General features: G+C 48.0%; 24 protein-coding genes and 1 pseudogene. All 25 read left to right on the top strand.

Features of this window, described 5'->3' with window-relative positions; genetic code table 11:
• Positions 1-41: 41 nt before the first annotated feature.
• Entirely contained in the window at positions 42-1,202 is a 1,161-nt protein-coding gene (locus tag RAC86_RS10285; RefSeq protein ID WP_003233867.1) for a lysozyme inhibitor LprI family protein, read from the top strand.
• 145 nt (positions 1,203-1,347) lie between these two features.
• Positions 1,348-2,478, top strand: a complete 1,131-nt coding sequence (gene rapH, locus RAC86_RS10280) for a response regulator aspartate phosphatase RapH (protein ID WP_377885572.1) — start codon at positions 1,348-1,350, stop codon at positions 2,476-2,478.
• Entirely contained in the window at positions 2,468-2,641 is a 174-nt protein-coding gene (phrH, locus tag RAC86_RS10275; RefSeq protein ID WP_088325410.1) for a phosphatase RapH inhibitor PhrH, read from the top strand. Before rapH ends, phrH begins: the two co-directional genes overlap by 11 nt.
• A 159-nt stretch (positions 2,642-2,800) precedes the next feature.
• The gene (locus RAC86_RS10270) at positions 2,801-3,520 is read left to right on the top strand and encodes a YebC/PmpR family DNA-binding transcriptional regulator (RefSeq protein WP_003233863.1); all 720 of its coding nucleotides are present in this window, start codon (positions 2,801-2,803) and stop codon (positions 3,518-3,520) included.
• 133 nt (positions 3,521-3,653) lie between these two features.
• On the top strand, positions 3,654-4,073 hold the full coding sequence (gene yeeK, locus RAC86_RS10265; RefSeq protein ID WP_088325411.1) for a spore coat protein YeeK: 420 nt from the start codon (positions 3,654-3,656) through the stop codon (positions 4,071-4,073).
• Positions 4,074-4,187: 114 nt separating this feature from the next.
• Complete coding sequence (locus RAC86_RS10260) at positions 4,188-4,772, top strand: TetR/AcrR family transcriptional regulator (RefSeq protein ID WP_377885571.1); 585 nt, start codon at positions 4,188-4,190, stop codon at positions 4,770-4,772.
• Between the two features lie 78 nt (positions 4,773-4,850).
• Positions 4,851-5,294, top strand: coding sequence for a nuclear transport factor 2 family protein (locus RAC86_RS10255; RefSeq protein WP_377885570.1), 444 nt, complete (start codon positions 4,851-4,853; stop codon positions 5,292-5,294).
• Positions 5,291-6,159 (top strand): annotated as a pseudogene (locus tag RAC86_RS10250) (NmrA family NAD(P)-binding protein). The gene RAC86_RS10255 and the pseudogene RAC86_RS10250 overlap by 4 nt, the downstream one beginning before the upstream one ends.
• 133 nt (positions 6,160-6,292) lie before the next feature.
• Positions 6,293-6,541 (top strand): spore coat-associated protein CotJA, encoded by a 249-nt coding sequence (gene cotJA / locus RAC86_RS10245; protein WP_003219489.1) that lies wholly within the window; start codon positions 6,293-6,295, stop codon positions 6,539-6,541.
• Entirely contained in the window at positions 6,525-6,788 is a 264-nt protein-coding gene (cotJB, locus tag RAC86_RS10240; protein WP_003219491.1) for a spore coat protein CotJB, read from the top strand. The genes cotJA and cotJB overlap by 17 nt, the downstream gene beginning before the upstream one ends.
• A 14-nt stretch (positions 6,789-6,802) precedes the next feature.
• Positions 6,803-7,372 (top strand): spore coat protein CotJC, encoded by a 570-nt coding sequence (cotJC, locus tag RAC86_RS10235; protein ID WP_003233850.1) that lies wholly within the window; start codon positions 6,803-6,805, stop codon positions 7,370-7,372.
• A 124-nt stretch (positions 7,373-7,496) separates the two neighbouring features.
• Positions 7,497-8,039, top strand: a complete 543-nt coding sequence (locus RAC86_RS10230) for a GNAT family N-acetyltransferase (RefSeq protein ID WP_015252620.1) — start codon at positions 7,497-7,499, stop codon at positions 8,037-8,039.
• 22 nt (positions 8,040-8,061) lie between these two features.
• A complete protein-coding gene (locus RAC86_RS10225; RefSeq protein WP_080529034.1) occupies positions 8,062-8,364 on the top strand; it encodes a YesK-like family protein in 303 nt (100 codons plus the stop codon).
• Between the two features lie 114 nt (positions 8,365-8,478).
• Positions 8,479-9,108 carry a YesL family protein gene (locus tag RAC86_RS10220; protein WP_377885568.1) on the top strand — a complete coding sequence of 210 codons (630 nt, stop codon included), beginning with the start codon at positions 8,479-8,481 and terminating at the stop codon, positions 9,106-9,108.
• Positions 9,105-10,838 carry a two-component system sensor histidine kinase YesM gene (gene yesM / locus RAC86_RS10215; RefSeq protein ID WP_377885566.1) on the top strand — a complete coding sequence of 578 codons (1,734 nt, stop codon included), beginning with the start codon at positions 9,105-9,107 and terminating at the stop codon, positions 10,836-10,838. Before RAC86_RS10220 ends, yesM begins: the two co-directional genes overlap by 4 nt.
• Positions 10,838-11,944, top strand: a complete 1,107-nt coding sequence (yesN, locus tag RAC86_RS10210; protein WP_377885565.1) for a two-component system response regulator YesN — start codon at positions 10,838-10,840, stop codon at positions 11,942-11,944. Before yesM ends, yesN begins: the two co-directional genes overlap by 1 nt.
• Before the next feature lie 103 nt (positions 11,945-12,047).
• Entirely contained in the window at positions 12,048-13,331 is a 1,284-nt protein-coding gene (locus tag RAC86_RS10205; RefSeq protein ID WP_015715472.1) for an ABC transporter substrate-binding protein, read from the top strand.
• The gene (locus RAC86_RS10200; protein ID WP_336805502.1) at positions 13,328-14,257 is read left to right on the top strand and encodes a carbohydrate ABC transporter permease; all 930 of its coding nucleotides are present in this window, start codon (positions 13,328-13,330) and stop codon (positions 14,255-14,257) included. The genes RAC86_RS10205 and RAC86_RS10200 overlap by 4 nt, the downstream gene beginning before the upstream one ends.
• Positions 14,258-14,260: 3 nt before the next feature.
• Positions 14,261-15,151, top strand: a complete 891-nt coding sequence (locus RAC86_RS10195) for a carbohydrate ABC transporter permease (RefSeq protein WP_038428560.1) — start codon at positions 14,261-14,263, stop codon at positions 15,149-15,151.
• A 15-nt stretch (positions 15,152-15,166) separates the two neighbouring features.
• Positions 15,167-16,201, top strand: coding sequence for a rhamnogalacturonyl hydrolase YesR (gene yesR / locus RAC86_RS10190; RefSeq protein WP_014479107.1), 1,035 nt, complete (start codon positions 15,167-15,169; stop codon positions 16,199-16,201).
• Between the two features lie 22 nt (positions 16,202-16,223).
• Entirely contained in the window at positions 16,224-18,509 is a 2,286-nt protein-coding gene (gene yesS / locus RAC86_RS10185) for a transcriptional regulator YesS (protein WP_377885564.1), read from the top strand.
• A gap of 13 nt (positions 18,510-18,522) precedes the next feature.
• Entirely contained in the window at positions 18,523-19,221 is a 699-nt protein-coding gene (gene rhgT, locus RAC86_RS10180; protein ID WP_377885563.1) for a rhamnogalacturonan acetylesterase, read from the top strand.
• Entirely contained in the window at positions 19,214-19,876 is a 663-nt protein-coding gene (locus RAC86_RS10175; protein ID WP_128992509.1) for a YesU family protein, read from the top strand. Before rhgT ends, RAC86_RS10175 begins: the two co-directional genes overlap by 8 nt.
• Positions 19,873-20,499, top strand: coding sequence for a YesL family protein (locus RAC86_RS10170; protein WP_377885562.1), 627 nt, complete (start codon positions 19,873-19,875; stop codon positions 20,497-20,499). Before RAC86_RS10175 ends, RAC86_RS10170 begins: the two co-directional genes overlap by 4 nt.
• Before the next feature lie 138 nt (positions 20,500-20,637).
• Complete coding sequence (rhgW, locus tag RAC86_RS10165; protein WP_483861761.1) at positions 20,638-22,482, top strand: rhamnogalacturonan lyase; 1,845 nt, start codon at positions 20,638-20,640, stop codon at positions 22,480-22,482.
• Positions 22,483-22,526: the final 44 nt, after the last annotated feature.

Genomic DNA, 22,526 nt, shown 5'->3' with positions numbered 1-22,526 from the left:
AAGAAAGCTACCATGAGAGAGCAGAAGGGTGAGAAGAGACAATGACTTATAAATTGGGTGCGCTGCTTTTATCTATTTTATTCCTATTATCGGCGTGTTCTGATAGCGGAGCTTCTGATAAGGATCAAGAAAAGCAAGCCGTGAAGAAGGCAAGCGTTGCGAAGCTGACGGAGCAGGAAGTAAAATCAGCTTTGAAAAACGATATTGATTCGATCTTTAATGCATTTGATAAAGCGGGAAAAGAAAACGGCTGGAGCACGGCAAACAAGGCGGATTTCAACAAGCTAGGGCCTAGTGTGCTGCCTTATGCAACAGAGACGTTTGCAGATCAGACCTTAAAGGATTTGGCCGGAGAGTACTTTTGCGAGTGTGATGCTCCTTTTCACCCCGGCACTGATTTCGATGTGCGTTTTACTTATGAACAGGACAAGAATAAGATAGAGGCTTCATCAATAGACCCGGCAACAGAGTTAAACAATATGGGCACGTTATGGACGTTTGAATTGGTGAAGGAAGATGGCGATTGGAAGATCAACAAATGGGACAGCAAGTCGCTTCAAGGGGATGATATCAAGCTGACAAAAGAAGAAGCGAAAACGATTCTGTCTAGAAACGGTGAAACGGCGGAATTTGTGAAGTCCTATGAATCGAAGGCTGCCGGCGGAACAGCTTATCTTTTCAATGTGAAAAGTTCAAATGGGGAAAGACAGGCGGCGATCAGCTCAAAGGATACCAGTATAGTGAGTAATAATGAAGACGAGACTGAGGCTCCGGAGCAAGAAAAAGTTCAAACGGCTGAGGAAACCGAGTCATCAGATAACGCGGATACACAGAGCAGTGAGCAGGAAAAGGGAAACACAAAAGCAGATTATGCTGCCAAATTGTCAGCGACAGAACAGAAAGAAAAGCACAATGACTATCAAAGTGATTATCAGATGATTGAGGATTACGGTTACAATTATCAAATGTGGGACGGATTGCTGAACGAGATATACGGCGTGCTGCAAAAACAGCTTCCTGCTTCAGACATGGCGGCATTAAAAGTGAAACAGCGCCAATGGATGAAGGATAGGGATGCTGCGGCCCAGAAACGATATGATGAGGAGGGCGGCGGTTCATTATCCCGAGTCGTCCAAACGGAAGAGCTTGCCAAACAGACGAAAGAGCGCTGTTACGAGCTCGTGAATACGTATATGAAATAGAATGACAAAGACCCTTGCGTAAAGGGTCTTTTTTGCGTAGAAAAACAAATTGACAGGATGAAAAAACAATTTCTTCCTTCTATATTGTTTTCAAAATTTGGGATTGATAGAATATGACATATCTCATAGAGAAGGAGGGAAGCCGTTGAGTCAAGCCATACCGTCTTCGCGTGTAGGTGTTAAGATTAATGAATGGTATAAAATGATTCGCCAGTTCAGTGTTCCGGATGCTGAGATTCTGAAAGCGGAGGTGGAGCAGGACATTCAGCAGATGGAAGAAGACCAGGATTTACTGATCTATTATTCTCTGATGTGTTTTCGTCACCAGCTGATGCTTGATTATTTGGAGCCGGGACAAACATACGGAAATCGCCCTACAGTGACAGAGCTTCTTGAAACGATTGAGACCCCTCAGAAAAAACTCACAGGCCTTTTGAAATACTACTCTTTGTTTTTCCGCGGCATGTATGAATTTGACCAAAAAGAATATGTGGAAGCGATCGGGTATTATCGCGAGGCGGAGAAAGAACTGCCGTTTGTGTCAGATGATATTGAGAAAGCCGAATTCCATTTTAAAGTGTCCGAAGCGTATTATCACATGAAGCAAACCCATGTGTCGATGCATCATATTCTTCAAGCCTTGGACATTTATCAAAACCATCCTCTATACAGCATTAGAACGATACAAAGCTTGTTTGTGATCGCCGGCAACTATGATGATTTCAAACATTATGATAAAGCGCTCCCGCATTTAGAGGCGGCGCTGGAATTGGCAATGGACATTCAAAATGACAGGTTTATCGCCATTTCTCTATTGAACATTGCAAACAGCTATGACAGATCAGGAGACGATCAGATGGCTGTAGAACATTTCCAAAAAGCGGCGAAAGTAAGCAGAGAGAAAGTGCCTGATCTGCTTCCGAAAGTCTTGTTTGGATTAAGCTGGACATTATGTAAAGCGGGCCAAACACAGAAGGCGTTTCAGTTCATAGAGGAAGGATTAGACCATATCACAGCACGTTCTCACAAATTTTATAAAGAATTGTTTCTGTTCTTGCAGGCCGTGTACAAGGAGACTGTTGATGAACGAAAAATTCATGATCTTTTAAGCTATTTCGAAAAAAAGAACCTGCACGCTTACATTGAAGCATGTGCCCGGAGTGCTGCCGCTGTTTTTGAAAGCAGCTGTCACTTTGAACAAGCCGCTGCGTTTTATCGGAAAGTGCTGAAAGCCCAAGAAGATATTCTAAAAGGAGAGTGTTTATATGCCTATTAAGAAAAAAGTGATGATGTGCCTGGCTGTTACTCTATTTTTGGGAAGCATGTCGTTTCCAACCCTGACAAACTCCGGCGGATTTAAGGAATCAACAGATCGAAATACGACGTATATCGAACATTCCCCTTACAAACTTAGTGACCAGAAGAAAGCCCTTAGCTAGGGCTTTTTCTTGCTTTACGGAAGACGTTCCATTTTCCACATCGCGGCATTCCTTCTATTTCTAACGCAAGACACTCGAAACAACCAAACCATTTGAGGTATAATGGATAAAGTGAATAACAGTATTTAGATTGATATATATGAAAGAGAGTGGAACATCATGGGCCGTAAGTGGAACAATATTAAAGAGAAGAAGGCGTCTAAGGACGCAAATACGAGTCGAATTTATGCGAAGTTTGGCCGTGAGATTTATGTGGCGGCGAAACAGGGCGAGCCTGATCCGGAATCCAACCAGGCGCTAAAGGTTGTGCTTGAGCGTGCGAAGACTTACAGCGTGCCGAAAAACATCATTGAACGTGCGATCGAGAAGGCGAAGGGCGGAGCGGAAGAGAATTACGATGAGCTTCGTTATGAGGGCTTCGGGCCGAACGGATCAATGATTATCGTTGATGCGCTGACGAATAATGTAAACCGTACGGCGCCGGAAGTGCGTGCGGCGTTCGGGAAAAACGGCGGAAACATGGGTGTGAGCGGATCTGTTGCTTACATGTTTGACGCGACGGCTGTAATCGGTGTGGAAGGCAAAACTGCTGACGAAGCGCTTGAGATCTTGATGGAAGCGGATGTTGATGTCCGTGACATTTTAGAAGAGGATGACAGCGTGATCGTATATGCTGAGCCTGATCAATTCCATGCGGTGCAAGAGGCGTTTAAAAACGCGGGTGTCGAGGAATTTACAGTAGCGGAGCTGACAATGCTTGCGCAAAGTGAAGTAACGCTTCCGGATGATGCAAAGGAACAGTTTGAAAAATTGATTGATGCATTAGAAGATTTGGAAGATGTTCAGCAGGTATATCATAACGTTGATTTAGGTGAGTAAGGAGTGAGCAGGCTGTTATGGCCTGCTTTTTTTGTCCCGGAAATTGTTTTAGCTGTATGTAGGCGGCCGCCTATACGATCTATAAGATATTCTCATACTCTGGACTGTAACCTATGTGAAGGAGAGAGTGAATATGACTGATACAAGACATATGTATGGCGGACCTGGTTTTGGTCATTATCAGGGCTTTGGTATTGGCCACCCGGGTTATGGCATGTATGGAGGCCACCCGGGCTTTGGCATGTATGGAGGCTACCCAGATCACGGCATACATGGAGGTGTCGGCGGCTATCCGGGATATGGAACGTACGGAGGATCCGGCGGTTACCCAAGCGGCGGCTATGGAGGCTCTCCGGGAACTGTAAGTTATCCGAACATGCACCATGAAAATGATGGACATCACCACTATTATCACCATCATCATGATGGAAAAGATAATCTTCATCACCATCATCACCATGTTGGAAAGGATAATCATCACCATCATCATGATGGTCATTATGGCCACCATCACCACCATATGGGCCACTGGGGAAAAGACGGTTATAAATAAAGAAGATGATGATAAAAAGAGGACACTCTTGCAGATCAAGAGTGTTTTTTTAGCTTTTTTCTTGACTGTTCAGTCTGGAAACTGGTAACATTTGTTTCAGGAGGTGATCGTCTTTTGGGGAGGAATAAAGAATTTGATACGGCGCTTGTTCTTCACAGGGCGATAGAGGTTTTTGGAGAGTATGGCTACGAAGGAACGTCTCTTCAGGATCTGCTCTCTCATTTAGGCATTGCGCGCCAAAGTTTGTATGATACGTATGGCACGAAGCGTGATTTGTTTTTGTCCGCTGTGAAATCGTATCTTGAAGGGAAAAACGCTGCCGTTATGGAAAGGCTTGAAGCGCCAGGATCTGTAAAGGAAGCCATTCGTGATATTTTTCAAGAAGGTGTCAATGCCCTGAGGGACCCGGAACGGGCAAAGGCGTGCTATATCATTAACAGCGCGATTGAACAGATTCCTCATGACCCTGAGCTTGCCCTGTATTTTGAAAGACAATCCAAGCAGCTTGAGAACGCTTTTTATCAGGCGCTTTTAAGAGCGAAGGATCAAGGAGAATTGAATGGAGAAGAGACTGATATATCTGCGCTTGCCCGGTACCTGAATCAAAGCAGGCTGTCATTGACCTTTATTGCAAAAGTGACGGCAGATATGGATCGTCTTCAGGACCATGTTGACGTGAGTTTATCAGTGCTTGATTAACATGTGGTAAAGGATTCTTTGCCCATGTATGTACTTTTTGGACTGAATAGTCTAGAAATAAAAATGAGGTGATGATGAATGTTGATGAATGAGTTTGAAAAAGCATGTGAAACATTGAGAAAGTTTATGGCTTATATGCTTGAGAAGGACATGAAGAGCTGGACGGAGCTTTGGGATGAGAATGCTGTATTTGAGTTCCCTTATGCGCCGGAGGGATCACCAAAAAGAATAGAAGGAAAAGCGGCCATTTACGATTATATTAAAGATTATCCTAAGCAGATTCATCTTTCTTCATTTACCGCTCCGACAGTGTACCGTTCAGCAGATACGAATACGATGATTGCGGAGTTTCAATGTGACGGCCATGTGGTTGAGACTGGGCTGCCTTATCGCCAAAGTTATATCAGTGTCATCGAAACGAGAGACGGCCGCATTGTGCGTTATAGGGATTATTGGAATCCGCTTGTTGTAAAAGAGGCCTTTGGAGGATCATTTTTGCAAACAGAGGAGAGTGGGAAATGATGAAACAGAATCCGATTTTAATCACGGGCGGGACTGGCACAGTCGGCAGCCGAATTGCCAGCCGTTTAATAGAGCTGGGACACAGGGTGCGTATTGCGAGCCGGAAAAAGGGCGCGCTTGCTGATGCTGAGTATGTGTATTTTAATTGGAAGGACGCCTCCAGTTTTACGCCTGCTCTAGAACAGGTAAAAGACATCTATCTTGTTGCTCCGGTTGGTGTACTTGATCCGGCTCCCTATGTGCTTCCCTTTTTAAAGGAAGCAAAGCGTCTCGGCGCAAAGCGGGTAGTGATGCAAAGTGCGTCTGTTGTCTCCGAGAACGGTCCCGTGTTTGGCGCGCTTCACCAGGCAGTGCGCGAGTTTCCAGAATGGACGGTGCTGCGGCCTTCATACTTTATGCAAAATTTCATCAATGTCCAGCACCGCATGTCTATTCAAACGGAGGGGCGCATCACAACGGCTTCGGGTGAAGGAAAACTTGGGTTTATTGACGCTGATGACATCGCAGAAACAGCCGTCAGGGCTTTGATTGATGATGTTCCTCATCAAACACTTCATATTCTGACAGGTCCCGAGGCGCTGAGCTATGCCGAAGCGGCGGAGATCATTGGAGCTGCGGCGGGACGCCGGGTGGAGCATGTCAGCATTTCTCGTTCCGAGCTGCAGCATAAAATGGAGGCAGGAGGTTTGCCCGCGGATTATGCCCATTTTATGGCGAAGCTTGATGAGGCAATCAGCCATGGTGCGGAACATCGGGTAACGGATACAGTGAAGCGTGTGACGGGAAAAGAACCTCGTTCGCTGTCAGAGTTTGCGGCTGCTCATGCTGCATATTGGAAACACTGACCTCATTTTGGACTGAATAGTCTAGAAAGACCTTCGGCGCTTCCGAAGGTCTTCTTATTAAAGATTGAAAAAGCTAAGTCGTGTTTCAGTCATAATCACGCCTCCTGCCTCATACCTATTAAGGTCATTGTTTTTGAGAAAGGAGGAGCCGGAATGAAGGATATGCAGCCGTTTACGCCTGTCAAATCATATACGCCCTTTCACAGCCGTTTTGATCCCTGTCCGCCCATAGGGAAGAAATATTACAGAACGCCCCCTAACCTTTATATGACCTTTCAGCCTGAGCATATGGAGCAGTTTTCGCCGATGGAGGCTTTGAGAAAAGGCACCCTTTGGAAGGATCTCTATGATTTTTATGAAAACCCTTATCGAGGGGGAGACGCACATGGCAAAAAAGGTTGACGCCGAATATTATCGTCAGCTAGAGCAAATACAGGCTGCTGATTTTGTGCTTGTTGAGCTGAGTCTTTATTTGAATACACATCCTCATGATGAAGATGCGCTGAAGCAATTCAATCAATATTCCGGCTATTCAAGGCACTTAAAAAGACAGTTCGAATCCTCTTACGGACCGCTTCTGCAGTTCGGCAACAGCCCCGCGGGCAAGGATTGGGATTGGGGAAAAGGGCCATGGCCGTGGCAAGTATAAGGAGGAATGCCTGAATGTGGGTGTATGAAAAGAAGCTGCAATACCCTGTCAAGGTCAGTACGTGCAACCCGACGCTGGCGAAGTATTTGATTGAGCAGTATGGCGGAGCGGACGGCGAGCTGGCCGCAGCTCTCCGGTATTTGAACCAGCGTTATACGATTCCTGATAAGGTCATCGGCCTTTTAACAGATATCGGCACGGAGGAGTTTGCCCATTTGGAAATGATTGCGACCATGGTCTATAAGTTAACGAAAGACGCCACACCGGAGCAGCTGCGTGAAGCTGGGCTTGGCGATCATTACGTCAATCACGACAGCGCGCTTTTTTATCATAATGCGGCGGGCGTGCCGTTTACCGCGAGCTATATCCAAGCGAAGGGCGATCCGATTGCCGATTTATACGAAGATATTGCCGCAGAAGAAAAGGCGCGGGCGACGTATCAATGGCTGATTGATATTTCGGATGATCCTGATTTAAACGATTCCCTGCGTTTTTTGCGTGAGCGTGAAATCGTACACTCTATGCGCTTCAGAGAAGCGGTTGAAATTTTAAAAGAAGAACGGGATAAAAAGAAGATTTTCTAATAGGCAGATTGGCCTCTCTTTCATACACCCTTTTACATACAGAGAAAATGGTCTGTTTTTGCAGTTTGGTCTGCATTATAATCAAGGTGTGTGTGCAAGCTTACTTTTTGATTGGGAGGCCTTTATGTCAGCTTTTAAGATTGAGAACGAAACGATTGCAGATGGATTTTACGCGTGTCCGGCCGTCTATGAGGATGCAGAATCGATTACCGGGTTGCTCGTCCGAACAGCTGAATGGCTCCGGGATCGGGGTTCTAACCAATGGAGCGGACTTCTGAAAGGGCAAGATATACATGATATCACGGGGTCAATTGAAAAGGGACATGTGTTTGTGTTTAAAAAAGATGAAGAGCTTGCGGCTGTCGTGATGCTGCTGCCTGCACCGAGCGAGTGGGACCGGACGCTTTGGGGAGACGATGGGCATGAGGAGTCCATTTATTTACACCGCCTCGCAGTAAGCCGCCGGTTTGCGGGACAGGGGCTTGGAGCCCGCGTCCTTCAGTGGGCGGAGACGGGCATACACTTTCCGGAAAAAACGCGGATCCGGCTTGACTGTGTCGCTGATAGTGACGCCCTGCATTCCTTTTATCGGCGTATGGGATATGAATTCATGGGTGCTGATGCGTCCGGATATCATTTGTTTGAGAAAGAGATTACGGCAGAATAAGCGTCCTTTGCAGGGGGCTTTTTTGTCTTTTTCTAAAAGGGAGGCAGGCGATGTGTGGCCAATATTATTTGTGACAGGGATTGTGACGGCTTGTCTGTTTGCTGGCGTATCCGTATTGATGCGGATGAGATTTCCTGACAAAAGTCGACCGGAATGGATGTTGGCCGGGCTGATCGTCCTTGGTGTGTTTGCGATCTGGTACAGCCTCGTGTATGTACGCGGCTGGGAAGGGGCTGCGCTCGGAATGCTTGGATTCAATGTCATTTTCGGAGCCATTGCCGGATATTTGATCGATAAGGCCATCCGGCGTTACAGGGAAAGATAGGGCTGCTGCCGTCTCTCATCATGTCGAAATTTTCACAGACCGGCAGGAATTTTCTTTCGAAAGGAGAAATACATATTACTTTAAAATGAAAGCGTTTTCCGAAGCAGGAAGGTGATGTTGATGATACACAGTGTGACAAATGGGCTGAATCGTTTTTGTACGTGGGTGATGAGACTGGCCTATTTGAATGTGCTTTGGATTTTGTTTTCTCTTGCAGGCCTGGTTGTGTTTGGGCTGATGCCCGCTACTGCCGCGATGTTTACAGTGGCGAGAGAATGGGCGAAGGGGAATACAGATGCCCCGGTGTTTTCTGTCTTTTTTCGGACGTTTAAAAAGGAATGGCGGGCATCACAGATCCTCGGGCTTATCGTTGTGACGGCTGCCCTGTTTCTGTTTGCGGATATGCGGATAGCGGCTCAGATGGACCGGCTTGTGCTCGTCAATGTATTCCTGAGCATTAGTTTGATTTTCGCGTTTGTTGTGCTGTATGTGTTCCCGGTATTTTCTCATTTTGACGTAAAAATCAGAGAGGTGCTGAGCATCAGCTTTTTCATTGCCTTCAGCCGTCCGGCGGTGACGCTTTTGATGGCGGCGGGCGCTGTCGGTGTGCTTTGTCTCGTTCTGTTTCATGTCACGTTTCTATTGTTTTTCAGCGGGAGTTTACTCAGCCTGATCTTAACGAAGCTGTCTTTTAAAGCGTTTCGGTCAATGGATCAGCGGCAGGAGAAAGAAAAGGCGGCATGAAGAAAAGAGTTGCTGGCTGGTACAGGCGGATGAAGATTAAGGATAAGCTGTTTGTGTTTCTATCGTTGATTATGGCCGTATCCTTTCTGTTTGTATACAGCGGGGTCCAGTATGCCTTTCATGTGTATGATGAGCAGATTTACCGCAAGTCCTCGGAGGTGCTTCGGATGTCTTCTGAAAGGATCGAAGACGAGCTGAAGAAGATAGAGGATGTGTCATATGAAATCATTACGGACGAACAGATTCAGCGCATCCTGAGCATGCAAAATCGCGATGATACGTACGATCAGTATCAAATGAAGCAGGAGCTCTGGGATCAGCTTGCGGGATATGCCAGCGATGAAAAGTACATCGATTCCATTCATTTGATTGATGCCCGCGGCTCAGAGTATTCAGCCGGAAGCAGTTCTTCAGATCTTTTGCAGCAGGAGCAGGAAGAGGTATTTAAGCGAGTGAAAGCGAAAAATGGAAGAAATCTTTGGATGACGCTCGGCGGGTCAGATCCTGTCCTGATTTCAGCACGGCAGATCAGGTCCTATCACCAGCTGAGTCTGAACGGCTTGGGCATGGTGCTGATCCAAGTCAATGTAAAACAAATGATTCGTGATGTGCCGAAGGATTGGGGCGATTCAGTCGGAGACATTATGATTGCTGACCAAGGCGGGAATTTGGTGTATACGGCACATGCATCAGCGCATGTTCCTGAGGCAGCAAAAGAGACGCTGAAGCACCCCGGTTATGACTTGATAAAAAAGAATGGCAAACGTTACTTTATTTCTTATCTTCAATCATCCTACCAAAATTGGAGCTACTATAACGTTATCCCCTTTGATCAGATGTTCGCAAAAATTTCCTTTATGAAAACAGTGATCGGCACATGCTTTCTTCTCTTTTTCTGTGTGGTTTTGCTTTTCGGAAGGAAAATCGCCAACAGCATCACGGAGCCGATTGAACAGCTTGTGACCGCGATGAAATCGGTGCAGCACGGCGGCATTGAAGCGGGTGTGTCGCTTTCTCTGCCGGAACATACACAGGATGAGGCCGGCATGCTGAACCGCCATTTTACTGTCATGATGAAACGGATTAATGAGCTGATGGAAGAAAATGTGGAAAAACAGCTCATCATTAAAGAAACCGAATTGAAAGCACTGCAAGCCCAGATCAATCCGCATTTTTTATATAACACGCTCGAGTCCATCAATTGGCTGGCTAAGGCGAATCAGCAACAGCAAATCTCAAAAATGGTGGAATCGCTCGGTTTTCTTCTGCGAAACAGCATACATATGAAAAAGGATATCGTGACCATTCAGGAGGAGGCGGACATTGTACGTCACTATATGACCATTCAGCGATTTCGATTTGAAGAGCGCCTGAATTTCACGTTGGATATTGACGATGAGGTGAAGCATTGCCTCATTCCGAAACTGACGCTCCAGCCGCTTGCGGAAAATGCGATTCAATACGCGCTTGAACCCTTTACAAGGCCATGCGCCATCCGGATTCAGGCGAAAAAGGCGAAGGACTGTGTCTGTATGACGGTCGAAGATAACGGCCCTGGCATGGATGGACGGATTCTTGAATCAACGGGCGGAAGAGGAATCGGACTTTGGAATATTCGCGAGCGCATCAGCCTGACATTCGGAGAGCCATACGGCTTGCGGATTCATAGTGAGCATGAAAAGGGGACGAGGATTGTGATCACAATACCGTGCCGAAATGAGGTGGTGTGATGTATAAAATACTGCTGGCTGATGATGAGAGGATTATCCTTGATGGAATGGCGGGAATCATTGAGTGGGAGTCGCTTGGCGCCTCATTGATCGGTAAAGCGCAGAACGGACATGAAGCATATGAAAAGATTGTACATAAGCAGCCGCATATCGTCATCACAGACGTCAAAATGCCCGGCATGGACGGACTTGAGTTGATCAAAAAGGTGTCGGCCATCAGCCCGTCGGTGCAATTTATCGTCCTGTCCGGGTTTGGAGAGTTTGAGTACGCAAAGGAAGCCATGAAATATGGGGTGAAGCATTATTTGCTGAAGCCCTGCAATGAACAGCAGATTATCAGCTCGCTGGAGGAAATCATTGCTGAGCTGAAGCGGCAAGATGTGCACGAAAAGAAAACAGCCCATCTGAAACACGAGCTGGACCATATCCGTTCCTTTGCAGCCGATCAATACTTGGAAGGCTTGATCGCCGGTGTGGCCCAGCTGTCTCCGCCGCCTTCACTTGCCGGAAAAAAGATCCGCCTCTTGATCTTAAAAGGGGAACAATCTATTGATGCCGCAGCCAGAGAGGCATTCGGGTCGGCACTGACAGCGGTTTGCAGCAGCGGAGAATGGACCGTACTCGCCGTAGAGGAGAACGCCGCTGAAAAGGTGGCGGAGGTTTTTGCGGACCGCAAGATGGCCATCAGTCAGGCGGGAGAACTCCGGCACGCGGGGCAGCTGTTTCGTGACACAGCTGAAGCGTCTGGTGACCTGCATGGGAGCGCAGTGATTTCGAAAATGATCAGGCTTATTGCCGACGAGCTCGGAAATCCGAATCTGTCCTTAAAATGGGCGGCGAAGGATATGCTGTTTATGAATCCTGATTATCTCGGGAAGTTATTTAAGCAGGAAACAGGCGAGAAATTTTCACAATATGTTACACGAGTGCGTCTTGAACATGCGATAAAACAGATGAAAATGAGGCGGGATGCGAGTGTATCAGAAATTGCTGAAGAAATCGGGTTTGGCGATAATCCGAAGTATTTCAGTCTTGTTTTTAAAAAATATACCGGTCTGACACCGTCAGAATTCAGAAGAAAACAGGGAGGCGCTTCCGCAGGATAGCCATCTCTGTTTTTTTGACTTTCGCCACTGTTTTTTGAGTGTTTCGCCCTATCCGAACGCTTTAAAATAAAATGTAAGCACTTACATTAAAGGGGGGATTGGTTTGAAGAAGATTTGTTACGTTCTGTTATCGCTTGTCTGTGTCTTTATTTTCAGCGGATGTTCTGTGGGCGAAGAGGCATCGGGGAAAAAAGAAGACATTACGCTCAGAATCGCGTGGTGGGGCGGGCAGCCAAGGCATGATTATACAACAAAGGTAATTGAACTTTACGAGAAAAAGAATCCTCACGTCCATATTGAAGCGGAATTTGCGAACTGGGATGACTACTGGAAAAAGCTTGCGCCCATGTCTGCCGCCGGCCAGCTTCCTGATGTCATTCAAATGGATACCGCTTACTTAGCCCAATACGGAAAGAAGAACCAGCTGGAAGATTTAACGCCGTATACAAAGGATGGGACGATTGACGTCAGTTCAATCGACGAGAATATGCTGTCGGGCGGAAAAATCGACAATAAGCTATATGGATTTACGCTAGGTGTCAACGTGCTGTCTGTGATTGCCAATGAAGATTTGCTGAAAAAAGCCGGTGTGTCTATCAATCAGGAAAACTGGACGTGGGAGGATTACGAGAAGCTGGCGTATGATCTTCAGGAAAAAGCCGGTGTCTACGGTTCCAACGGAATGCATCCGCCTGATATTTTCTTCCCTTATTATTTGCGCACAAAGGGTGAGCGCTTTTATAAAGAAGACGGCACTGGCCTCGCGTATCAAGATGATCAGATGTTTGTCGATTACTTTGAACGGCAGCTGAGGCTGGTGAAAGCGAAAACGTCCCCAACACCTGATGAAAGCGCACAGATTAAAGGGATGGAAGACGATTTTATCGTCAAAGGCAAATCAGCGATTACATGGAACTACTCCAATCAATATTTGGGCTTTGCCCGGTTGACAGACTCGCCGCTGTCTCTCTATCTGCCGCCGGAGCAAATGAAGGAAAAGGCGCTGACATTGAAGCCGAGTATGCTGTTTTCCATTCCGAAAAGCTCTGAGCATAAAAAAGAGGCAGCGAAATTTATTAATTTCTTCGTGAATAATGAGGAAGCGAACCAGCTGATTAAAGGCGAGCGAGGCGTTCCAGTCTCCGACAAGGTGGCGGATGCGATTAAACCGAAGCTGAATGAGGAAGAAGCCAACATCGTGGAGTATGTAGAAACCGCGTCAAAAAACATCAGCAAAGCCGATCCGCCAGAGCCTGTGGGAAGCGCGGAGGTCATCAAGCTGCTGAAGGATACGTCAGATCAGATTCTGTATCAGAAGGTATCGCCGGAAAAAGCCGCCAAAACGTTCCGAAAAAAGGCCAATGAGATATTAGAGAGGAATAATTGACGGGAAATGGGGCTGACGTAATGAAAAAAAGCCGGAGTATAAGAAAAGACAATCTGGCGGGATATGCTTTTATTTCTCCGTTTATCATCGGGTTCCTATGCTTTACGGTGATCCCGATGGGGGCGTCCCTGTTTCTGTCCTTCACGAGCTATGACTTGTTTACGGCGCCGAAATGGATCGGGCTCGACAACTTTAAGGAAATGTTTACGGGTGACGAAAAGTATTGGCAGTCTCTGAAGGTGACGTTTACGTATGTGCTTGCCGGGGTTCCGCTCCGTCTCGGCTTCGCGCTTTTTATCGCTGTCATTTTAAACAATGCAGCAAAAGGAACGGCCATTTACAGAACGCTCTTTTATCTGCCTTCGATCATCGGCGGGAGCGTCGCCGTGGCGATTATGTGGCGCAATATTTTTGGCAATGACGGGGTCATCAATGCGCTGCTGTTTTTTGTCGGGATTGATCAAAAAATTCTTTGGTACCAGAATCCGACAAGTGCGCTGTGGACATTGATTCTGCTGTCCGTCTGGCAGTTCGGGTCGTCAATGCTGATTTTTCTGGCCGGGCTGAAAAACATTCCGTCTTCGTATTTGGAAGCGGCAAGTGTGGATGGGGCAAATCGGGTGCAGCGTTTCTTCAAGATCACGCTTCCGATCCTTACACCGATTATTTTCTTTAACCTAGTGATGCAGACGATTTCTGCTTTTATGACATTTACACCTGCCTATATCATTTCGAAGGGCGAGGGCGGGCCGCTTGACGGGACGCTTCTGTATTCGCTCTATTTGTTCCAGCGGGCGTTTAACTATTTTCAAATGGGCTACGCATCGGCGATGGCGTGGGTCATGCTTGTCATTGTCGGGCTGATTACGCTCATATTGTTTAAAACATCGTCATATTGGGTTCATTACGAGTCAAAGGAGGAATGACGGATGGAGCCGGTCAACGAGCCTGTCAGAAAAGCCCCGGTTTTAGAAAGAAAAAAAGCCGGTCGTGTCAGTCCCAAACGCATACTGTTCCATGTTTGTACGGCAACGCTGGCGGTGTTGCTGCTGTACCCGGTCATTTGGCTGTTTGTCAGCTCGTTTAAAGAAAGCGCCAGTATTTTTACAACCTCACATTCTCTCATTCCCGACCCTTTTATTCTCAGTAACTATGCTGAAGGGTGGAAGGGTATCGCGGGACAGCCGTTTCTGACGTTTATTAAAAACTCGGCGATCATTGTCGGACTGTCAACAATCGGTGCCGTCCTGTCATCGGCTGTCATTGCGTACGGATTTGCGCGTATTCCGTTTAAGGGAAAAAAATTTTGGTTTGCGTGCATGATGGGGACGTTAATGCTGCCTCATGAAGTGTTGATGATTCCGCAGTATATTATGTTTGCGAAATTAGACTGGCTGAATTCCTTTAAACCAATTGTCGTTCCGCAATTTTTCGGGCATGCGTTTTTTATCTTTCTGATGATCCAGTTTATCCGGACGATTCCCGAGGAGCTGGATGAAGCCGCGCGAATCGACGGATGCGGGCGCTTTGCCTGCTTTTGGCGAATCATTCTCCCGCTGATTGCCCCCGCGCTTGCGACGTCTGCGATTTTCTCCTTCTATTGGAAGTGGGAGGAGCTGATTCAACCGCTTTTGTATTTGAATAAGCCGGAGCTTTATCCTGTTTCACTTGCGCTGAAGCTTTTTCTCGATACAGAGTCGGCTTCGAACTGGGGCGCGATGTTTGCCATGTCGGCCGTCTCGTTATTGCCTGTGATTCTTGTATTCTTTTTGTTTCAGAAATATATCGTTCAGGGCATCAGTACGACCGGATTAAAATAAAAAGGAGTGTTGCAGATGGCACAGCTTATCTTTGATGAAGAAAAGGTGACGTCGGTTATTGACCGGATCGTGAAACGGACATTTCAGATGGATTTTGCGTGGGATTGGCCGGGCGGCGTCGCGTTTTACGGTGTGGCGGAGGCCTATGAAGCGACGGAAAACGAGGAATATATCAATCTGTTAAAAACGTGGGTGGATGAACAGTTGGAGGATGGGCTGCCGCCGCTTTCGATCAACGGAGTTTCCATTGGGCATACGCTTTTGTTCCTCCACAAGGTGACAGGTGATGACGTGTATTTGGAAACAGCGGCCGAGATGGCGGAATATGTGCTGCATAAGGCGCCGCGCTTTGGCGAGGGTATCCTTCAGCATACGGTGAATGCAGCAGAATACGTGTTTCCTGAACAGGCATGGGCGGATACGCTGATGATGGCTGGGCTGTTTATGCTGAGAATCGGGCGGATCATGGAGCGTGAGGATTATTTTGAAGACGGCCTGCGCCAGTTTCACGGACATGAGGATGTGCTTCAGGACCCTGTCACGAATTTGTACTACCACGCCTGGGACAACAAAGCGCAAAATCATCTGTCGGGGATTTATTGGGGCAGGGCGAACGGCTGGGCGGCACTCACGATGGCAAAGGCGCTCCCGCTTATTGAGGTGACACATCCTTCCTTTATGATCATCGACGGATCGCTCAGAGACCAGCTGAGCGCGCTTGTCCGGCTTCAGGATGAATCAGGGCTGTGGCATACGATTTTGGATGATCCGGATTCTTATCTGGAGGTTTCGGCATCAGCGGGTATTGCTTCTGCTCTGATGTCGAGCGGAAAGCTGTATACAAAATATGTGCAGAAATCGCTTGCCGCCATTTTGGATGCGGTGGAAGAGGACGGACGGGTCAGCAAGGTATCAGCCGGGACAGCCGTCATGAAAAATGCCGAAGGATACAAACAGGTGCCTTACAAACGAATACAAGGATGGGGGCAGGGACTTGCGCTGACGTTTCTTGCTGATGTTTTGAAAACGAAAAAACGCGTGTATCAGTAAAGACAGCGGCGGGGGGAAAGGGATGAAAAAACAGCCTCAACAGAAGGAACGGGTTTCTCGCTGGAAGGGAACGTATTTTAAAAGAAACTTTGTCTTCATTTTGCTGATTGCCTGTATTCCCGGATTGCTGACTGGCGGCGCAATCTACTTTCTTTCGATCGACAAGGTGGAGAAAGAGCTGCAGAGATCGCATGAAACACAGGTGGCGCGTGAGGTCAGCCGAATGGATGAGAAGCTGGGAGTGCTTGAACTGGCACTCACCCAGATGGCCTACGATTCTTCACTGATGAACGGATTGGCCGAGAGGGATTTGGAGAAAGACTTTACGTTCTCCTATCAATTAACGAAAAAGCTGTTTCTTTTGCGGGACCAGCAGCCGCTGATCGAGCAGGCCTCCATCTTTCTGAACAGCCCCCGGCCACTTGTGCTGAGCCCTGAATACAGCGCTTTGACAGAACAGGAGGCGCTTCGCAAGTATCGCTCGCTGCTTGCCTCAGACCACAGCATTTATTGGAAACGGTCGGGAAACCAAGCGATGCTGATCCAGCTCATTCCGGGCGCGGCGGAGAAACCGTTCGGCGCGATCATGCTGGCGGTTGATCCGAAAGAAATGGAATCAATCCTGCAAAGCTTGTCCCCCTATCCTGATGGCAGTGCGCTGCTTTTAGATCAAAATCAAGAGGTGCTGTTTCATGAAGGGGAAAAAGATTTTGAAAAGACTTTACTTCAAGAGATAAAAAAACAGCCTGCTGAGAACGGCCATTTTCAGATGGAATGGGAAGGCAAGGTGTATTCTGTCTCCTTTGGAGAAATGAATCGGATGCATCAGCAATGGACCTTTGTGTCAGCGGCGCCTCTTTCAGCTATTACAGCGCCGATGGTGTTTTTATCAAAAGTGATCATCGTGATGCTGGTCATTTGCATCGGTTTGGCGGTATGCATGACATGGTATGCATCAAAAAAAATCTATCGTCCCATTCAGCATTTGCTTGGCTTGTTTACCGGTGGAGAGAAGAAAGTATGGCAGGCGTCCGGGCAGGATGAATTCAAGTGGATTGAAAAGAGATGGCAGGATCTATCCCTTGAAAGCCGGAAGCTCCAAGAGCAGCTCCTGCGGCAGACGCCCCATATGAAAAAGAGTTTTTTGCAGCACCTCTTGCAGGGGGATTTTTACTATGACAACGAGGACAGTCTCAGATCTCGGATGGAGGAGGCCGGCTGGAACATCGGCGAAAACGTGTTTCATGTGCTGGATCTTCAATTGACAGGACTCCGCTGTGAAAAAAGCATCTTCTGTTGCGATGATGAACAGCTCGCTGTGTTTACACTGACTAATATCGCTGAGGAATTGGCGGATAAACGCGTTTTTCAGCTCTCCATACTTGATATCGGCCGGCTTTCTGTCACCGTTCTTGTGATAAAAACAAACAGCTCTGATCTGAAGGCGTATATAACGGAGCTGGCACGCCAATTTGGGAATGTAACCGGACTATGCCTGACCTCGACATTGAGCAGCGAGACGGAGCGTGTCACGGAAATTCCTTCTTTATTTCAGAATGTGAAAAGCGGCAAATCCCGCAGGCAGTTTGCTAACCGGGATCAGGTCATTGATTTGCAGGCCGACTTCCCTCAGGATGAGCAGTTCGCCCCTTATTACCCCTTTGAGCTGGAAAAACAAATTGTTCAGGCCATCCGGCTGGAAAGAAAACAGGAAGCCAAGGAACTGATAGATGGATGTATGAGGGAACTGGCGGAAAAGGCGGCCATAGACAGGCATGTGCATTCCGCCCTGATTCAGCTGTTTTCCCGCATTCAGGAGGATATTTTGCATTCCGGCCTCAATCCCAGCGAACTGTTTCAGCATCGGAATCCGTTTCTTGATATTTCAGAATTGCGCGAACCAAATGAAGCGGCGGCCTGGCTGATGGATGCAGTGGTGACGCCTTACCTTTCCAAGCTTGAGGGCAGAAAAAACAGACAGCAAAAGCAGCTGGCAGAACGTGTGATTGCGATGATTCACGAACAGTATATGGCGGACATTTCATTGGAAAGCTGTGCCGATGCGCTTGGCATGAATTCATATACGTTAAGCAAGGCATTTAAGCAAGTGACCGGCATTAATTTTATCGATTATGTGACCCAGATCAGAATCGAAAAGGCGAAAGAACTGCTGGTCAATACGAATAAAAAAATTCATGACGTGTCAGAAGAAGTCGGCTACCGCCACAATTACTTTAACCGGATTTTTAAAAAACAGGTCGGCATGCCGCCGGGTGTCTTCAGGCAAATGTATCAGGAAACGCCGTGAAAGGAGAGAACATGTGATGAAGAAACCGATTCAAGTATTTTTAGCGGGAGATTCCACTGTGAGTGACTGCCCGCCTCATGAAGCGCCGATGGCGGGGTGGGGGCAGGTATTCAGGCAATTGTTTTCTGAAGAGGTAGTGGTGCACAATCATGCCAAAGGAGGAGCGAGCACCAATTCTTTTGTGGAGGAAGGAAGGCTTCAAGCAATTGCCGAACGCATCACACAAGGCGATTATCTGTTGATTCAATTCGGCCACAATGACCAAAAACCGCGGGGGACGAAGCCGTACTCCACATTTCAGCAATTTCTCACCCTGTTTGCAGATACGGCACGCGAAAAGGGAGCGCATCCTGTGTTTATCACATCAGTGCAGCGCCGTCGCTTCGATGAAAATGGGCGGATTGAGCATACGCTCGGCGAGTACCCTGATGCGATGAAAGCACTGGCGAAGGAGCTCGATGTACCTGTGATTGATCTGCTTGCGAAAACAAAGGTGCTGTATGAAGCATACGGGCCGGAGGAGTCGAAGCGATTGTTCGTTTGGTTTCAGCCGAATGAACATCCGAATTACCCGGACGGCATTGAGGACAATACGCATTTTTCGGAAGAAGGGGCAATGGAGGTTGCGAAGCTTGTGGCAGAAGGCATTGAAGAGCTCGGACTTCCGCTTAAGGACCACCTTGTGAGCCGGGAGGGAAAAGAACATGTATAAGGAAGGCGCTTGCTTGTACCGCAATCCGCTCCGGTCTAAAAGCGATGTGAAGGACTGGCGGATGGAGGGAGGCGGACAGATCTCATTTGACGATCACAGCTTGCACCTGTCACATGTCCAGGATGAAGCGCACTTTGTCTTTTGGTGTCCGGAAACCTTTCCAGACGGCATCATTGTGACATGGGATTTCTCTCCGATCGAGCAGCCGGGATTGTGTATGCTGTTTTTTTCTGCTGCGGGAATGGGAGGCGAGGATTTGTTTGATCCAAGTCTCCAGAAAAGAACGGGACAATACCCCGAGTATCATTCGGGGGACGTCAACGCTCTCCACCTGTCGTATTTCCGCAGAAAATACGCGGAGGAAAGAGCATTCCGCACCTGCAATTTAAGAAAAAGCCGCGGTTTCCACCTCGCCGCAATGGGTGCCGATCCGCTGCCTTCTCCAGACGACGCTGATTCTCCGTATCGTATGAAGCTGATCAAAGACAAAGGCTATGTGCACTTTTCAATCAATGGTCTGCCCATTCTTGAGTGGATGGACGACGGCAGCACATATGGGCCTGTGTTAACAAAAGGAAAAATCGGGTTCCGGCAGATGGCCCCCATGAAAGCAGCTTACAGGGATTTTGCCGTACATGAAGCGGTGAGAAGATGAAGACGACTGTAACGGACGCGCTTTATGCAGGCTGCGAAGCGGTGGTGAAAATAGCATGGCTCAACGGGCTGTGGCTGTTGTTTACACTTTTGGGCGGCGTTCTTTTCGGATGGGCGCCGAGCACAGCCGCGATGTGTGCCGTTATAAGGAAATGGCTGATGGGGCAAAAGGATGTCCCGATATTTCCGTTATTTCTCGATACCTATAAAAAAGAGTTTCTCAAGGTTAATGCGATCGGATTGGCGTTTTCGGCTCTTTTGCTCATATTGTCCGCGAACTATCATTATTTTTCTGCCAGTACGGATTGGCTGTCCTTTGCCGTAACAAGCTGCACGCTGCTTGCAGGGCTTTTGTATATCATCGCGCTGATGTATGTGTTTCCCCTTTATGTGCATTACCAGCTCCCGCTTCGCAAATATATACCGCAGGCACTGCTGTTTGGCGCCATGAGACCGCTGACAACTGGCTGTATGCTGATCGGGTGCGGATTTGTCCTTTATTTGCTGTATATGCTTCCTGGCCTGATCCCATTTTACGGCCCGTGTTTATTTGGGCTTGTGTTGATGTTTTTTGCTCTTAGGGGATTTCAAAAGACGGAGGCCCAGCATCATCAAGCCGGGTAACAAAAAAATGACAAATACGCAAAAAAGTGCAGTGTCCGAAATAGGCAGATGCAAAAAAGTGAAATTGAAGACAGCTCACACAGCGCATAAAATCCAATTTAAGTAAGCGCTTACAGATAAATGAGAAGGAGCTGTCTGATGATTACACGAAGGAAACGCATGTTTACCGCTGTTACGTTGCTGGTCTTGTTGGTGATGGGAACCTCTGTATGTCCTGTGAAAGCTGAAGGGGCAGCGCGGCAGATGGAAGCGCTGAACCGGGGGCTTGTAGCGGTCAAGACGGGCGGGGGCATTTTTGTCAGCTGGCGGTTTCTTGGAACTGAAAACGCATCTGTTTTGTTCAATGTGTACAGAGACGGGCAAAAACTGAATGCTGCGCCTGTCAAAACCACGAACTATGTGGATAAAAACGGATCGGCGGGCTCAACGTATACGGTTCGGGCTGTTTTAAACGGTACCGAACAGCCGGCTTCTGAAAAAGCCTCCGTATGGGCGCAGCCGTATCATTCCGTCCCGCTGGATAAACCGGCTGGCGGCACGACGCCAAAGGGTGAAGGTTACACGTACAGCGCTAATGACGCAAGTGTTGGCGATGTGGATGGTGACGGGCAATACGAGCTGATCCTAAAATGGGACCCGTCTAACTCAAAAGACAATTCACAGGATGACTATACGGGTGACGTGCTGATTGACGCGTATAAACTGGACGGCACAAAGTTATGGCGGATCAATCTCGGCAAAAACATCAGAGCGGGCGCGCACTACACCCAGTTTATGGTGTATGACCTTGATGGTGACGGAAAAGCAGAAGTGGCAATGAAAACGGCAGACGGGACAAAAGACGGCACGGGCAAAGTAATTGGAAATGCCAATGCTGATTACAGAAATGAACAGGGGCGTGTGCTTTCAGGCCCTGAATATCTCACTGTGTTTCAAGGTTCAACCGGGAAAGAGCTTTTCACCGCAAATTTTGAACCGGCGCGCGGCAATGTGTCGGATTGGGGAGACAGCTACGGCAACCGTGTTGACCGTTTTCTCGCCGGCATTGCCTACCTTGATGGACAGCGGCCGAGCCTGATCATGACCAGAGGGTATTACGCTAAAACCATGCTAGTTGCCTATAACTTCAGGGATGGAAAGCTGTCAAAGCTTTGGACGCTGGACTCCTCAAAGTCAGGAAATGAAGCGTTTGCTGGACAGGGGAATCACAACCTGAGCATCGCGGACGTTGACGGGGATGGAAAAGATGAGATTATTTTCGGCTCAATGGCTGTTGATCATGACGGGAAAGGCATGTACTCGACCGGCTTAGGCCATGGGGATGCCCTTCATACAGGAGATCTTGATCCGGGCCGGCCGGGGCTTGAGGTATTTCAAGTTCATGAGGACAAAAATGCAAAATACGGCTTATCTTTTCGGGATGCTGCAACCGGAAAAATCCTTTGGGGCGTTTATGCCGGCAAGGATGTAGGCCGGGGAATGGCTGCTGATATTGACCCGCGTTATCCGGGACAGGAGGTGTGGGCAAACGGTTCTCTCTACTCAGCGAAAGGGGTCAAAATCGGAAGCGGGGCTCCGTCCTCGACCAACTTCGGCATCTGGTGGGGCGGCGATCTGCTGCGGGAACAGCTGGACAGCAACCGAATTGATAAGTGGGATTATCAAAACGGCGTATCGAAAAATGTGCTGACTGCATCAGGCGCAGCGGCTAACAACGGCACAAAAGCAACACCAACGCTTCAGGCTGATCTGCTCGGTGACTGGCGGGAGGAAGTCATGTGGAGAGCGGAGGACAGCAGTGCACTGCGCATTTACACGACGACCATTCCGACTGAGCACAGGCTGTATACGCTGATGCACGATCCGGTGTACCGGCTTGGCATCGCCTGGCAAAATGTCGCCTATAACCAGCCGCCGCACACAAGCTTCTTTTTAGGAGACGGCATGGCGGAACAGCCAAAACCAAATATGTATACGCCTTAACTGAAAGGGGGAAGGAACGGGCTGCGCGCAGCCCGTTCCCATTA

It is taken from the genome of Bacillus sp. LR_5, from assembly GCF_042709275.1.
Note: the sequence above shows the minus strand (reverse complement) of the source record. Positions and strands in the feature narration are given on the sequence as shown.